The 14,279-nt window shown below is 72.7% G+C and carries 13 protein-coding genes; 11 read left to right on the forward strand and 2 right to left on the reverse strand.

Features of this window, described 5'->3' with window-relative positions; translation table 11 throughout:
• Window positions 1-94 precede the first annotated feature (94 nt).
• The 4 genes from BJ968_RS13470 to BJ968_RS13485 are packed head-to-tail and all read left to right on the forward strand — an operon-like array spanning window position 95 to window position 4,069.
• Window positions 95-952, forward strand: coding sequence for an ABC transporter permease subunit (locus tag BJ968_RS13470; RefSeq protein ID WP_179756665.1), 858 nt, complete (start codon window positions 95-97; stop codon window positions 950-952).
• On the forward strand, window positions 952-1,830 hold the full coding sequence (locus BJ968_RS13475) for a carbohydrate ABC transporter permease (RefSeq protein WP_179752639.1): 879 nt from the start codon (window positions 952-954) through the stop codon (window positions 1,828-1,830). The genes BJ968_RS13470 and BJ968_RS13475 overlap by 1 nt, the downstream gene beginning before the upstream one ends.
• Entirely contained in the window at window positions 1,830-2,972 is a 1,143-nt protein-coding gene (locus BJ968_RS13480; protein WP_179752641.1) for an ABC transporter ATP-binding protein, read from the forward strand. The genes BJ968_RS13475 and BJ968_RS13480 overlap by 1 nt, the downstream gene beginning before the upstream one ends.
• Complete coding sequence (locus BJ968_RS13485; protein ID WP_179752643.1) at window positions 2,969-4,069, forward strand: ATP-binding cassette domain-containing protein; 1,101 nt, start codon at window positions 2,969-2,971, stop codon at window positions 4,067-4,069. The genes BJ968_RS13480 and BJ968_RS13485 overlap by 4 nt, the downstream gene beginning before the upstream one ends.
• 128 nt (window positions 4,070-4,197) lie before the next feature.
• Here BJ968_RS13485 and BJ968_RS13490 read toward each other — a convergent pair whose 3' ends face one another.
• Window positions 4,198-5,136 carry an MBL fold metallo-hydrolase gene (locus BJ968_RS13490; RefSeq protein WP_179752645.1) on the reverse strand — a complete coding sequence of 313 codons (939 nt, stop codon included), beginning with the start codon at window positions 5,134-5,136 and terminating at the stop codon, window positions 4,198-4,200.
• A 28-nt stretch (window positions 5,137-5,164) separates the two neighbouring features.
• A complete protein-coding gene (locus BJ968_RS13495; RefSeq protein ID WP_179752647.1) occupies window positions 5,165-6,685 on the reverse strand; it encodes an FAD-binding protein in 1,521 nt (506 codons plus the stop codon).
• A 205-nt stretch (window positions 6,686-6,890) separates the two neighbouring features.
• On the opposite strand from BJ968_RS13495, the gene BJ968_RS13500 reads away from it, so the two are divergent.
• The 7 genes from BJ968_RS13500 (at window position 6,891) to BJ968_RS13530 (ending at window position 14,249) form a co-directional block, all read left to right on the forward strand.
• A complete protein-coding gene (locus BJ968_RS13500; RefSeq protein WP_179752649.1) occupies window positions 6,891-8,456 on the forward strand; it encodes an ABC transporter substrate-binding protein in 1,566 nt (521 codons plus the stop codon).
• 83 nt (window positions 8,457-8,539) lie between these two features.
• Window positions 8,540-9,499, forward strand: a complete 960-nt coding sequence (locus BJ968_RS13505) for an ABC transporter permease subunit (RefSeq protein ID WP_179752652.1) — start codon at window positions 8,540-8,542, stop codon at window positions 9,497-9,499.
• Window positions 9,496-10,380, forward strand: a complete 885-nt coding sequence (locus tag BJ968_RS13510) for an ABC transporter permease (RefSeq protein WP_179752654.1) — start codon at window positions 9,496-9,498, stop codon at window positions 10,378-10,380. The genes BJ968_RS13505 and BJ968_RS13510 overlap by 4 nt, the downstream gene beginning before the upstream one ends.
• 2 nt (window positions 10,381-10,382) lie before the next feature.
• Window positions 10,383-11,375 carry an oligopeptide/dipeptide ABC transporter ATP-binding protein gene (locus BJ968_RS13515; RefSeq protein ID WP_218885038.1) on the forward strand — a complete coding sequence of 331 codons (993 nt, stop codon included), beginning with the start codon at window positions 10,383-10,385 and terminating at the stop codon, window positions 11,373-11,375.
• Window positions 11,372-12,463 (forward strand): oligopeptide/dipeptide ABC transporter ATP-binding protein, encoded by a 1,092-nt coding sequence (locus BJ968_RS13520; RefSeq protein WP_179752656.1) that lies wholly within the window; start codon window positions 11,372-11,374, stop codon window positions 12,461-12,463. The genes BJ968_RS13515 and BJ968_RS13520 overlap by 4 nt, the downstream gene beginning before the upstream one ends.
• Window positions 12,460-13,293, forward strand: a complete 834-nt coding sequence (locus tag BJ968_RS13525; protein WP_106209114.1) for a M55 family metallopeptidase — start codon at window positions 12,460-12,462, stop codon at window positions 13,291-13,293. Before BJ968_RS13520 ends, BJ968_RS13525 begins: the two co-directional genes overlap by 4 nt.
• On the forward strand, window positions 13,293-14,249 hold the full coding sequence (locus BJ968_RS13530; RefSeq protein ID WP_179752658.1) for an isoaspartyl peptidase/L-asparaginase family protein: 957 nt from the start codon (window positions 13,293-13,295) through the stop codon (window positions 14,247-14,249). Before BJ968_RS13525 ends, BJ968_RS13530 begins: the two co-directional genes overlap by 1 nt.
• Window positions 14,250-14,279: the final 30 nt, after the last annotated feature.

The following is a 14,279-nucleotide window of genomic DNA, read 5'->3' on the forward strand; positions in this document are numbered from 1 at the left end:
AGCCGTGGCGACCACCGTCGGAGGCCGCACGCCCCCGCGGGAGACGTCCCGGGGCACCGGGACGGTCCGCAGGGTCCCGGCGTGGCGGCGCGGGCTGCGCCCGTACCTGCTGTCGGTGCCGGCCGTCCTGCTGATCATCGGCATCCTGTACGCGTTCTTCTACGGCGTGTACTACACGGTGCTGAACTACGCGGCGACCAACCCGTCGCCGTCGTTCGTCGGCATCGACAACTACCGCAGCGTCCTGGGCGACGCGCTGTTCTGGCGCAGCGCCGGGACGACCCTGCTGTACGCGGTGGCGGCCACCGGGCTGGAGACCGTGCTGGGCGTGGCGATCGCGCTGCTGCTCAACCGGTCGACGCTCATCGGCAAGACGTTCGAGCGGCTCCTCATCCTGCCGCTGATGATCGCCCCCGTCATCGCGGGGGTGATCTGGAAGCTCATGTTCAACCCGCAGTTCGGGGTCCTCAACCACGTCCTGGGGCTGGGCTCGACGTTCGACTGGCTCAGCAAGGACCGGGCGCTGGCCTCGACGATCCTCGTCGACGTGTGGATCTACACGCCGTTCGTCGCGATCCTCGTCCTGGCCGGCATCCGGTCCCTGCCGCGGGAGCCCTTCGAGGCCTCCGACGTGGACGGGGCGAGCTGGTTCTACATGTTCCGCCGGCTCATGCTGCCCATGATGTGGCCCTACATCCTGGTCGCCGTCATCTTCCGGTTCATGGACTGCCTGAAGGTCTTCGACGCGGTGTACGTCCTCACCGCCGGCGGCCCCGGCGTCACCACCACGACGCTGCAGATCGGGGCGTTCGAGGACTCCATCACCAACCTGAACTACTCCCGCGGCAGCACCTACATGTTCCTGCTGTGGATCATCGTGTTCATCACCGCGCGCTACCTCGTGAGCGTGCTGGGCAAGGCGCAGCGTCGTGCTGCGGGAGCGGGGGCCTGATGGCGTCGCGGTTCGCCCGGGAGCTCACCCCCGGGCAGAAGCGGGTGACCCCGGGGTCGGTGGTCGCCGACCTCGCGATCCTCGCCTGGTTCGTGTTCTCGCTGTTCCCGCTGGTGTGGATGGTCCTGCTCGCGCTGAAGAACGACGCCCAGCAGACGTCCACGTACTTCCAGTTCTCCCCGACGCTGGCGAACTTCGGCACGGTCCTGTCCCAGCGCGGGGAGGACCTCACGAGCGTCGACTTCGGGCACGCCCTGCTCACCAGCGTCCTGAACTGCGCCGGGGCGGTCCTGGTGTCCCTCGTCGTCGGCATCCCCGCCGCCTACGCGGCGGGCCGGTGGAAGTTCCGCGGGTCCGAGGACCTCATGTTCCAGATGCTGTCGTTCCGGTTCGCCCCCGAGCTCATGGTCATCGTCCCGCTCTTCGTCATCTACAACACCCTCGGCATCTTCGACACCAAGCTCGGCATGGTGTGGGTGCTGCAGCTGGTGACGATGCCGCTGGTCGTGTGGATCCTGCGCTCCTACTTCACTGACCTGGCCCCCGAGCTGGAGCAGGCGGCCCTGCTCGACGGCTACACCCGCACCCGGGCGTTCCTCACCGTGGCGCTGCCGCTGGTGCGGCCCGGCATCGCGGCCGCCGCGCTGCTGGCGTTCATCTTCGCCTGGAACAACTACCTCTTCCCGCTGATCCTCACCGACTCCGCGGCCACCACCGTCACCGTCGCGGTGACCAAGTACCTCGGCGGCGGCGGGCAGGCGTACTACAACCTCACGGCAGCCGCGGCCCTGCTCGGCGCGCTGCCGCCGCTCGTCCTCGCGCTCACCATCCAGCGGTACCTGGTGCGGGGCCTGTCGTTCGGGGCGGTGAAGGCCTGATGGCCACCGTGCGCATCGCGAACCTGTGCAAGACCTACGGGACGGGCAAGAACGCCGTCGAGGCCCTGCGGGACGTCGACCTCGACATCGGCGACGGGGAGTTCTTCGTCGTCCTGGGCCCCTCGGGGGCGGGGAAGACGACGCTGCTCAAGAGCGTCGCCGGGCTCGTCGACGCCGAGGCCGGCGACGTCGAGATCGCCGGCGTCCCCATGGAGGGCGTCGAGCCCTACCACCGCAACGTCGCCATGGCGTTCGAGAGCTACGCCCTCTACCCGCAGAAGACGGTGTTCGACAACCTCGCCTCGCCCCTGCGGTCGGGGCGGACCGGGAAGTACTCCGCCGAGCAGCAGCGGCAGCGCATCGAGGCCGTCACCACGACCCTCGGCATCGCCCACCTGCTCAAGCGGTTCCCGCGGGAGCTGTCCAACGGCCAGCGCCAGCGCGTCGCCCTGGGCCGGGTGCTCGTCCGGCCCGCCGACGTGTACCTGCTCGACGAGCCCCTCTCCCACCTGGACGCCAAGCTGCGCGCCCAGATGCGCGCCGAGCTCAAGCAGCTGGGGGAGATGTCGAACACGACGTCCCTGTACGTCACGCACGACTACCAGGAGGCCCTGGCGCTGGGGAACCGCATCGCGGTCCTGCGCTCGGGCCGCGTCGTGCAGGTCGGCACGCCGGAGGACATCTGGCGCCGGCCGGTCGACACGTTCGTCGCCAAGGCCCTCGGCCAGCCCGAGATCAACCTCTTCGACGTCACCGCCGAGGGCGGCGCCCTGCGCGGCGCCGGCGGAGACCTGAGCCTGCCGCTGCCCCGGCACCTGGACCTGCCCGCCGGGCGGGCCCGCGTCGGGATCCGCCCCCGGGACCTGCAGCTGGGCGCCGGGGGACCGGGGACGCTGTCGCTGCGCGGCCGGGTCTCGCTGGCCGAGCGCCTGGGCCGGCTCATGGAGTTCAGCGTCGACGTCGGCCCCGCCGGGGACCCCGAGCACGTCATCGTCGTCGCCGACTCCGACGCCGGGGCGCGCGAGGGCGACGTCGTCGACCTGCACCTGGCGCTGGAGAACGTGCACGTCTTCGCCCCGGGCGCACCGTCCGAGGATTCCGTCCGGCTGGGTCCGGCCACGCACGAGGGGGTGGCGCGGTGAGCGTCCTGACGCAGACGACCGCCAAGGCGCTGGTCCTGGACGGTCTGCACAAGCGGTACGAGAGCCGCGGCCGCGAGGCGTTCCACGCCGTCAAGGGCATCGACCTGCGCATCGAGCCCGGCGAGCTGGTCGCCCTCCTCGGGCCGTCGGGGTGCGGGAAGACGACGACGCTGCGGATGATCGCCGGGCTGGAGACCGTCACCTCCGGCGACATCCGCATCGGCGACCGCTCCATCCCGCACCTGCCGCCGGGCAAGCGCGACGTCGGGGTGGGGTTCGAGAGCTACGCCCTCTACCCCCCGCTCGACGTGGAGCAGAACCTCTCCTACGGCCTGAAGGCGCGCGGGGTGAAGGACGCCGACGCCCGCGTGCGGGCCATCGCCGAGCGGCTGGAGATGACCGACCTGCTGCCGCTGCGACCGGCGGGGCTGTCCAGCGGGCAGAAGCAGCGCGTCGCCCTGGCCCGCGCCCTGGTGCGCAACCCGCCCGTGCTGCTGCTCGACGAACCGCTGTCGCACCTCGACGCCGCGCAGCGGCAACGGGTGCGCCGCGAGCTGAAGGTCCTGCAGCGCGAGTTCGGGTACACGACGATCGTCGTCACCCACGACCAGCTGGAGGCCCTCAGCCTGGCCGACCGGCTCGCCGTCATGGACGGCGGGGTCATCCAGCAGTTCGGCACCGCCGACGAGATCTTCGACGACCCGGCGAACCGCTTCGTCGCCGACTTCGTGGGCGAACCGAAGATCAACCTCGTCGAGGGCGTGGTGGACCGCCCGGGGTCGGTGCGCGTGGGCCGCGACGGGACCCTGCCCACGGCCTCGGCGGCCGCCGCCGGGACCGCGGTGACGGTGGGCGTGCGGCCGCAGGACGCCCGCATCGCCACGGCCGACGAGCCCTCGGTGCCCGGGGAGGTGCTCGTCCACGAGAACCTCCTGGAGTTCGGGCTCGCGACCGTGCGGGTCGAGGGCCTGGACTCCTCGGTGGTGGTGCAGACGCCCGCGGACGTCACGTACCGGCGCGGTGAGGCGGTCCGCCTGACGGCCCCGCCCGCCCGCGTCTACCTCTTCGCCCCCGACGACGGCGCGCGCCTGCGCTGAGGCCCGGGCCCGGTGGGTTCAGGGGAGCCGCTCGGCGTCGGCGGCCTCCTCCTCGGGGCGCGGGGGCACGTCCTCGTCCTCCTCCAGCTCGGGGACGGGCGGGTCGGCCGGGTCGAACGGGTGCGTGCTCATGCCGGGACGCTACTGCGGGCCGCGCGTCCCGGCAGCGGGACGACGTCGAGGTCCGCCGCGACGTGGACCGTCGTGGACCCGCCCAGGGCGGCGACGACGTCCCGCGCCTCCCGGCCCAGGTCCTCGGGGTCGTAGCGCTGGGAGAAGTGCGTCAGCACCAGGGTGCGCACCCCGGCCGCCACGGCGGCCTCCGCCGCCTGCCGGGCCGTGAGGTGCCCGCGGGAGGTGGCGAGGTCCAGGTCGCGGTGGGCGAACGTGCACTCCAGCACGGCGAGGTCGGCGTCGCGCACGACCTCGGCGACGGCCGGGCAGGCGCGGGTGTCCATGACGAAGGCGAAGACCTGCCCGGGCCGCCGGGTGCTCACGTCCTCCAGCCGGACCCCGCGCAGCTCCCCCTCGCGCTGGAGCCGCCCGACGTCGGGGCCGCTGATCCCGGCGGCGGCCAGCGCCCCGGCCGAGAAGGTGGTGCCGTCGGGTTCGGTGAGCCGGTAGCCGATCGCGGGGACGCGGTGGTCCAGCGCGCGGGCCGTGAGGGCGGACCCCGCCACGTCCGCCACGGGCACGAACTCGTCGAGCGTGGGCACCCCCTCGACGGTGACCTGCACGTTCGCCTGCGCGACGACGGCCAGGCCGCGCAGGTGCTCGAACGCGTCGACCGGCCCGTGCAGGGTGACGGGCCGGCCGGGACCGTCCTGGGCCATCCGGTTCAGCACCCCGGGCACGCCGAGGCAGTGGTCGTTGTGCCGGTGGGTCACGCAGATCCGCTCGATGCGCGGCGCGGAGACCCCCGCGTGCAGCATCTGCCGCTGGGTGCCCTCACCGGGGTCGAACAGCACCGACGTGCCGTCCCAGCGGAGCAGGTAGCCGTTGTGGTTGCGCACCCGGGTGGGGGCCTGGCCCGCGGTCCCGAGGACGACGAGTTCCCTGGCGCTCACCGGGTCAGTCTGCCTCTCGCCGGCCGGCTCAGGCGCGGACCCCGCCGGGGAAGGCGAACACCCCGTCGGGGTCCGCGGCCGCCGCGACCCGCTGCAGCCGTCCCCGGTTGCCGCCCCAGCAGGCCGCGGCCCGGTCGGGCTGGCCGGCGTCGGCGTAGTTCACGTACGCCGCCGTCCCCGTCCACGGCGTGAGGGCGTCACGGGTCCCGGCCACGACGGCGTCGAACGGCCCGGGGTCCGCGGGACCGCTCCAGGTGGCGGTGTGCTGGACCGTGGCGAGCGCCGTGCGCCACGGGAAGGCCGTCGCGTCGGCGGCGACGTCGGCGACCGCGCCGCCCAGGGCGTCGAACGACATCCCCGCCTCGACGAGCCCGGCGGGGGCCCGCAGCTCCCGCACCGCGGCCAGGGCGGCGTCGAGACCGGCCTGCGGCAGCTCGGTGCCGAGCATCGAGCTGGTCGCGGCGAACGGCTGGCGGTGCGCGCCGTCCAGCGCCCGCGCCGTGCAGGCCTGCGCGTCCAGGCCCGAGCAGCCGGCCTCGTAGAGCATGGCGTCGAGGTACCCCAGGGTGCGGTGGGTGTTCGCCGCCGGGGGCGGCAGCTCGGCGAGCAGCCCCGACAGGTCCAGCGCCGCCGTCCCCGTCCAGGCCCCGGAGACCTGCACGCGGTCGCCGTCGGCGGGGTTGCGCAGCAGCTTGCACGTCGACCACAGCTCCCGGGGCGCGGTGGGGGCCCACCGCTGCCAGGCGGCCAGGACGTCCGCGCCCCGTTCCAGGCCCCAGCGCAGGAAGAACACCGTCACGCGCGGCGCGGAACGGACGGCGACCGTCCACGACGTGACGGCCGCGATCCCGCCGCCCCCGCCGCGCAGCGCCCAGAACAGGTCGGGGTCGTTCCCGGCGTCGACCGTGCGGGACGTCCCGTCGGCGGTCACGACGTCGATCGAGCGGACCTGGTCGCACGTCAGCCCGAACGAGCGGGCCAGGACCCCGACGCCCCCGCCGAGGGTGAGCCCGCTGAAACCCACCGTCGGGCAGGACCCGGCTCCGATCGCGACCCCCTGCGCGCCGAGCGCGGTGTAGACGTCGACGAGCCGCGCCCCGGCGCCGATCCGGGCGGTCCGGCCGTCGGCGGCGAGTTCCACCGCGTCCATCCCGGCCAGGTCCGCGACCAGACCGTCACCGGCCGACCAGCCCCCGTAGGAGTGCCCGCCCGCGCGCAGCCGCAGTCCGGTGCCGGTCCGCCCCGCGTGGCGCACGCAGGCCGCGACGTCGTCGGCGGTGCGGCAGTGCGCGACGGCCTGCGGGGCGGGGGAGAAGCGCGGGTTGTAGAGCAGGGTCGAGGGGTCGTACCCGGCCTGGCCCGGGCGGGAGAGGCCGCCGGAGACTTCGAGGTCCGACCAGCCGGGGGTCGTCGGGGGGCTGCTGGGACCACCACCGGGGTCGCCACCGGGGGTGGGTGGGCTCTGCGCACCGCCGTCGGTGCAGCCCGCGGTCGCGAGGGCGAGTCCGGTGGCGAGCAGCGCCCGGCGGGTGGGTCGTCCGTGGTCCACGGGCGCAGTCTGCCCGGCGGGTGGCCCGGACGGACGGGAGGTGGGCGGCGCGGACGTGACACCGACGTATCCCGAACGTAACAAGCTGGACAAAATACGGGGCTACTGTAACCATCGCTACAACGGTGCAGCTGTGGCGCACGTCCCCTGTCCCACCACGAAACCCCCGGCGCCCTCGCGGGTGCAGAGACGAGTGAGGCTCCCGATGAGAAGACGTTTCGGAGTGGTCGGGGCACTGGCCCTGACGATGGCGCTCGCCCTCGGCGGGTGCGGTGCGGCCGACGACGGGGGCAGTGGCACCGCCGCGGGCGGCGCTCCCGTCAAGGGCGGCGACCTGGTCATGGCGCGGTCCGCGGACATCATCTCGATGGACAAGACCACGACGTTCGACAACAACTCCATCCGCGTGATGGAGCAGATCATGGAGCCGCTGTTCCACTCCAGCGCCGACGGGACGAAGGTCGAACCCTGGCTCGCCACGGGGTACACGATCTCGCCGGACGGTCTGACCTACACGATCCCGCTGCGCAAGGACGTCGTGTTCTCCGACGGGACCCCGATGACCGCCGAGGACGTCAAGTTCTCGATCGACGAGGACACCAAGACGGGAGCGGCCGGCTGGGGCTTCATCAACGCGGCCATCGACTCCGTCGAGGCGACCGACGACTCCACGGTCACCATCAAGCTCAAGTACGCCTGGGCGCCCCTGATCGCCGACCTGTCGCTCTTCTCCAACGGCGTCATCCCCGTGGACTACGGCGGCAAGACGGCCGAGGAGTTCTACGCCGCTCCCGTCGGCACCGGCCCCTACGTCTGGGAGAGCTGGACGAAGGGGCAGTCGCTCAAGCTGACCGCGAACACCAAGTACTGGCAGAAGGGCAAGCCGTACCTGTCCAGCGTCCAGTGGAACGTCGTCCCCGACGCCAACACCCGCAAGCTGCAGGTGCAGGGCGGGCAGATCGACATCGACGACACCCCGGACTGGTCCAGCCTGGCGTCGTTGAAGTCCGCCCCCGGGGTGAACGCCCAGACGTTCCCCTCGACCCAGATCGACTACGTGGCGTTCAACCAGACGCGGGCGCCGTTCGACGACGTCCACGTCCGCCGCGCGATCTCCTACGCCATCGACCGTCAGGCGATGGTCAAGGCCGTCCTGTTCGGCAACGGCGAGGTGGCGAACTCCCTGCTCTCGCCCGGAACCCCCTACTACGACGAGAACGCCGGCGGGGCGACGCTCGACGTCGCCAAGGCGAAGGCGGAGCTCGCGCAGTCGTCGAAGCCCGGCGGGTTCAGCACGACCCTGCTGATCGCCTCGGGGAACCCCAACCAGGCGTCGGTCGCGCAGATCCTGCAGTCCGAGCTCAAGGACATCGGGATCACGATGGAGATCAAGCAGCTCGACCCGACCGCGAACAAGAAGGCGCGGCTCGCGTCCGACTTCGACATGACCCTCTCGGCCTGGACCATGGACATCCCCGACCCCGACCAGTGGACGTCCTTCGCGGTCGACCCGACGGGCGGGTCGAAGTCGGCCTTCACCTCCTACGACAACCCCGAGGTCGTCGACCTGAACAAGCAGGCGCAGCGGGAGACCGACAGCGCCAAGCGTCAGCAGCTCTACTCGCAGCTGCAGCAGAAGACGAGCGAGGACGCGTTCCTCGCGTACCTGTACTACTCGCCGTACGTGTACGCCTCGACCGACAAGGTCAAGGGTTTCAGCGTGACCCCGCTCGGCGGGTACCTGCTGCAGGACGTCTACAAGACCGAGTAGCCGTCGCACCGGGGGTGTCCGTCCACGTGACGGGCACCCCCGTCCCCGAGCGGTCGAACCCTCGAGAACAAGGAGGTGGGGCGGTGCTGCACCGTCTGCGATTCATCCCGGGCCGCCTGGTCCAGTCGATCCCCGTCGCCTTCGGCGTCACGCTGATCGTCTTCCTCCTGGCCCACCTGCTGCCCGGCAACGCAGCCCTCGCCCTCCTCGGCGAACGGGCGACCGAGCAGAGCGTCGCGGCCCTGACCGCCCAGCTCGGCCTCGACGAACCGCTCTGGCGGCAGTACCTCCTCTTCCTCCGTCAGCTGGTCCACGGAGACCTCGGCACCAGCCTCACCTACCAGACCCCGGTGACGCAGCTGGTGCTGCAGGCGATCCCGGTGACGTTGTCCCTGCTGCTCTACGCGCTGCTGCTCGCCCTGGTCATCAGCGTCCCCCTCGCCGCGCTGGCCGCGTTCCGTCCCGGGGGTGCGCGCGACCTGGGCGTCCGGGGGTTCACCCTCCTGGGCCAGGGCATGCCGCAGTTCTGGGTCGGCATCATGCTCATCCTGCTGCTCGGGGTCAGCCTCCGCGCCTTCCCGGTGGGTGGCTACGGCGAGGGCGCGCTCGCCCACCTCTACTACCTGTTCCTGCCCGCGGCGACCCTGGCGATCGCCATGTCCCCCACGATCATCCGCAGCCTCCGGTCGTCGATGATCTCGGTGCTGGGCTCGGAGTACGTGGGGACCGCCAAGATGAAGGGGGCCGCCGGCGTGCAGCTCTTCCGCGGTCACGTCCTGCGCAACGCGGCGATCCCCACCGTCTCCATCGTCGGGGTGAACCTCGGGTACCTGGTGGGCGGTTCGCTCGTCATCGAGCGGGTCTTCGCCCTCCCCGGTCTCGGCTCACTGATGATCAACTCCATCTTCACCCGCGACTTCCCGACCATCCAGGGCGTCACCCTCTTCGTGGCGTTGTTCGTGGTGGTCGTCGGCATCCTCACCGACGTCGTCTACACGGCCCTCGACCCCCGGGTCGACCTCAGCAGGACGGCCCGCGCATGAGCACCCCCACCGCTGTCCTCGTCGCCCGCGGCCAGCGCCGCCGCGCCGCGCGCTCCCGGTCGCTGCGGCCCTGGTACCGCAGCGGCACGCTGGTGGCCGGCATGGTGATCGTCGGGCTCCTCGTCCTCGTGGCGGTCCTCGCGCCCGTGCTCGCCCCCTTCGACCCGGTCCAGCAGGACCTGGCGAACGCCCTGCAGTCGCCGTCGGCGACCCACCCGCTGGGCACCGACAAGTACGGCCGCGACGTGCTGTCCCGGCTGATCTGGGGCGCGCGGGTCGACCTGCGCGTCGGGTTCCTCGCGGTCCTCATCCCGTTCGTCGTCGGCACCGTCGTCGGCGGGATCGCGGGCTACGCGGGGGGCTGGCTCGACACGGTCCTGATGCGCGTCGTCGACGTGTTCTTCGCCTTCCCGTTCTACGTGATGGTCATCGTCCTGGTCTTCGTCTTCGGCTCGGGCGAGTTCAGCATCTACATCGCCATCGCCGCCGTGTCGTGGGTCTCCTACGCCAAGATCGTGCGCGGTGAGGTGCTGGTGGCCAAGGAGCAGGACTACGTGGTCGCGGCCCGCCTCGGCGGCATGTCCCACGCGCGGATCCTGGTCCGCCACATCGGACCGAACGTGCTGTCGCAGGCGATCATCTACGGCATGAGCGACATCGTCATGGACATCATGGCGATCGTCACCCTCGGGTACCTCGGGCTCGGCATCGCCCCGCCCACAGCCGAGTGGGGTTCGATGATCAACGACGGCCAGGAGTTCATCACCACCCAGTGGCAGCAGGCGACCATCCCCGGTCTCGTCGTCGTCGTCACGAGCCTGGGCCTGTCCTGGCTCGGCGACGGGATCTCCGACCTCCTGAACCCCGAGAGGAGGAAGTGACCGTGGCCGCTTCCCTGCTCAGCGTCTCCGACCTCACCCTCGGCGTGCGCCGTCGCGGCCGCCCCGACACCCGCATCGTCGAGGACCTCAGCCTGGACATCGCCGCGGGGGAGCGCTTCGGCATCGTCGGCGAGTCCGGGTCCGGCAAGTCGCTCACGCTGCGCGCGATCGCCGGGCTGCTGCCCCGGGGCGTGGAGGTGCTGTCGGGGAGCATCCGCTACGACGGCCGCGAACTCGTCGGGATGCCCGCCGCGCAGCGCCGGCGCCTCACGGGTCCCGAGATCGCGATGGTCTTCCAGGAACCCATGACCGCGCTCAACCCGGTCGTGCGGGTGGGGGACCAGATCGCCGAGGGACCCCGGCGCCACCTCGGGCTGTCCAGGGCCGACGCCGCGCAGCTGGCCGTGGAGATGATGGCCAGGACCGGGATCCCCGACCCGGCCCGGCGGGCGCGCGCCTACCCGCACGAGCTCTCCGGCGGCCTGCGCCAGCGCATCGTGATCGCCATGGCCGTCGCGTGCGGACCGCGCCTGCTGCTGTGCGACGAGCCGACGACCGCGCTCGACGTCACGGTGCAGCACCAGGTCCTCAAGCTCCTCGAAGCCCTGTGCGACGACACCGGCACCGCGCTGGCCTTCGTCACCCACGACCTGGCCGTCGTGAACCAGACGTGCTCGGACGTGGCCGTCATGTACTCCGGCCACGTCGTGGAGCACGGGTCGGTGCGCGACGTGCTCGCCGACCCGCGGCACCCCTACACGAAGGGGCTGCTGGACTCCGCCCCGGACTTCGACCAGCCCGACCGCCGTCTCGTCCCCATCCCCGGTTTCCCCCCGAACCTGACCTCCCGGCCCCCCGGCTGCCCGTTCGCCCCCCGCTGCGGGTTCGCCGTGGACGCCTGCACCACCGCCGTGCCCCCGCGCGAGACCGTCGCCCCCGGGCACGACGCGGCGTGCATCGAGTCCGCCCGCATCTTCGAAGGAGCTCCCGCGTGAACGGGACGACCACCCCGGTCCTGCGGGCCGAGGGCATCGCCAAGACGTACCGGTCGCGGCCCTCGCTGGCGGCGCGCGTGACCCGCACCGACTCCCGGGCGGACCTGCGGGCCCTCGACGGGGTCGACCTGGAGCTGCGCCGGGGGGAGGTCCTCGCGCTGGTCGGGGAGTCCGGTTCGGGCAAGTCCACCCTGGCCAAGGTGCTCGTCGGCAGCACCACCCCGAGCGCGGGGTCCCTGGAGCACGACGGCGAACCCGTCCCGGCGCGGCGCGGCAAGGACGCGAGCCGCCGGATCCAGATGGTGTTCCAGGACCCCTACTCCTCCCTGAACCCCCGCATCCCCGTGGCCTCGATGCTGCGCGAGCTGCTCCTGCTGCACCGCGTCGTGCCCCGCTCCCAGGTGCGGGCCGAGAGCGTCCGGCTGCTGAACCTCGTCGGGCTGGAGGAGGACGCCCTCGACGCCTACCCGAGCCAGTTCTCCGGCGGGCAGCGCCAGCGGCTGGCCATCGCCCGGGCGCTGGCCGTGCGGCCCGACGTGCTCATCGCCGACGAGCCGGTCTCCGCGCTCGACGTGTCCGTGCAGGCCACGATCCTCGACCTGTTCGCGCGGCTGCAGCGCGAACTCGGCCTGAGCGTCCTGTTCATCGCCCACAACCTCGCCGTCGTGCAGCACCTGAGCCAGCGCGTCGCGGTGATGTACCTGGGGCGCATCGTGGAGGTCGCCGAGACCACCGAGCTGTTCGCCAACCCCCGGCACCCCTACACCCGCGCCCTCGTCGACTCCATCCCCCGGATGCGGGCGGGCAGCGTCAACGAGGAGTTCGTGCTCGAGGGGGAACCGCCCAGCCCCTACGACGTCGCGGCCGGGTGCCGCTTCAACCCCCGCTGCCCGTACGCCGTCGACGCCTGCCGCAGCGTCGACCCCGCCCTGGAGACCGTCGCGGCCGGGCACGTCAGCGCGTGCCTGCGCGCGGCGGAACTCCCCCCGTTCCAGTCCTCCCCGGACCCCGCGTCGAGCATCGACCGGGCCGACGTCCGGGAGGACCTGCTCGAAGAACCCACGCACACAAGGAGCACCGCACCGTGAAGGTCTGGATGTCGCTGGACATGGAGGGGGTGGCCGGGATCGTCGACTGGGACCAGTGCCGCCCCGGCAGCCCCGGGTACGCGCTGGGCTGCGAACTGCTGCAGGCCGAGGTGAACGCCGCCGTCGAGGGGGCGATCGCCGGCGGTGCCACCGAGGTCGTCCTCAACGACTCCCACAGCCGGATGGCGAACCTCGACCCCCGGCTCGTCGCCGGGGAGGCGAAGTACCTGTCCGGCCGGCACAAGCCGATGTACATGATGCAGGGGCTCGACGAGACCGTGGACGCCGCCTTCTTCGTCGGCTACCACGGGTCGATCTCGGGGGAGGCCTCGACGATGTCGCACACGTACAACCCCGAGGTGTTCTCCGGGGCCCGGCTCAACGGCCGTCCCGTGGGTGAGAGCGGCATCAACGCCCTCGTCGCCGACCACTACGGCGTCCCCATCGCCTTCGTCTCCGGGGACGAGGTGACGTGGGAGGAGACCGCGCCCTTCGCCGAGGGTGCGGTGAACGTCGTCACCAAGCGGTCCGTCACCCGGGCCAGCGCCCTGAACCTGCACCCGAGCGAGTCCTGCCGCCTCATCCGCGCCGGCGCCGAGGAGGCCGTGCGCCGGGTGGCCGCCGGTCGCGTGCAGCTGCCGCGCGTCGAGCGCCCCGCCGTCCTGGACCTGGACGTGCAGACCGCCGACATGGCCGACGTCGCCACCTGGGCCCGCGGGGCCGAGCGCACCGGTGTCCGCGAGGTGCGGATCGAGGGCGAGGACCTGCTGGGCGTGTTCCGCTCGTTCGTCGCGGTGAACTACATCACCCGTCAGGCGGGGGGCCGGTGATGCGCGACACGCGTGACGAGGAGTCCGTGGCCCGCCCCGGCGAGACCCGCCTGTGGTCGGTGCCCGCGCAGGGGCCGTTCTCGCTGGCCCTGCACGGCGGGGCCGGCGGCCGGATCGAGGAGCTGTCCGCCGAGCGCCGCGAGTCGTTCGAGGCCGGGCTGCGCCGGGCGCACGGGGCCGGCCGCGCCGTGCTGGCCGACGGCGGGACGGCGCTGGACGCCGTCTGCGCCGCCGTCGAGCAGCTCGAGGACGACCCCCTGTTCAACGCCGGCCGCGGCGCGGCCCTGGCCGCCGATGGGACCGTCGAGCACGACGCGGCCGTCATGGACGACGACGGGCGCGCCGGGGCCGTCGCGGTGTCCCGCCACGCCAAGAACCCGGTCCGGCTCGCGCGCGCCGTCCTGGAGAACAGCACGCACCTGCTGCTCGTCGACCCCTCCCGCGACCTGGCCACCGGCTGGGACCTGGAGGTGCGCGAGCAGGAGTACTTCGTCACGCAGGCCCGCCGCGAGCAGCTCGAGCGCATCCACGCCCTGCGCCTGGCCGCGCCCCGGCACGGCACGGTCGGCGCCGTCGCGCGCGACCGGCGGGGCCGGGTCGCCGCGGCCACCTCGACGGGCGGCATGGCCGCGCAGAGCACCGGCCGGGTCGGGGACAGCCCCGTGATCGGCGCGGGGACGTACGCGCGCGGCGACTCCCTGGCCGTGTCCTGCACGGGCGAGGGGGAGGCGTTCATCCGCGGCGTCGTGTCGTACGACATCGCCGCCCGGATGCGCTACCTCGGCTCGTCCCTGCCGGACGCCGTCCGCGCCACGGTCCACGCCGAGCTGACGGCCAAGGGGGCCAGCGGTGGCCTCGTCGCGGTCGCCCCCGACGGTAGCGTCGTCGCCGCCCACAACTCGCCCACCATGTTCGCCGCCTTCGAGGGGCAGGACGGACTCGTCCTGCTGACCTGAGCGGGGGCGGCGTGCACGTCACGGAGGTAG

Origin of the sequence: Kineococcus aurantiacus, from assembly GCF_013409345.1 — a bacterium.
Classification (GTDB): domain Bacteria; phylum Actinomycetota; class Actinomycetes; order Actinomycetales; family Kineococcaceae; genus Kineococcus; species Kineococcus aurantiacus.

Coding starts and splice junctions, on each gene's coding strand:
- BJ968_RS13510 (WP_179752654.1), top strand. CDS start 9,496: ATGAGCACCCCCACCGCTGTCCTCGTCGCCCGCGGCCAGCGCCGCCGC.
- BJ968_RS13475 (WP_179752639.1), top strand. CDS start 952: ATGGCGTCGCGGTTCGCCCGGGAGCTCACCCCCGGGCAGAAGCGGGTG.
- BJ968_RS13530 (WP_179752658.1), top strand. CDS start 13,293: ATGCGCGACACGCGTGACGAGGAGTCCGTGGCCCGCCCCGGCGAGACC.
- BJ968_RS13480 (WP_179752641.1), top strand. CDS start 1,830: ATGGCCACCGTGCGCATCGCGAACCTGTGCAAGACCTACGGGACGGGC.
- BJ968_RS13500 (WP_179752649.1), top strand. CDS start 6,891: ATGAGAAGACGTTTCGGAGTGGTCGGGGCACTGGCCCTGACGATGGCG.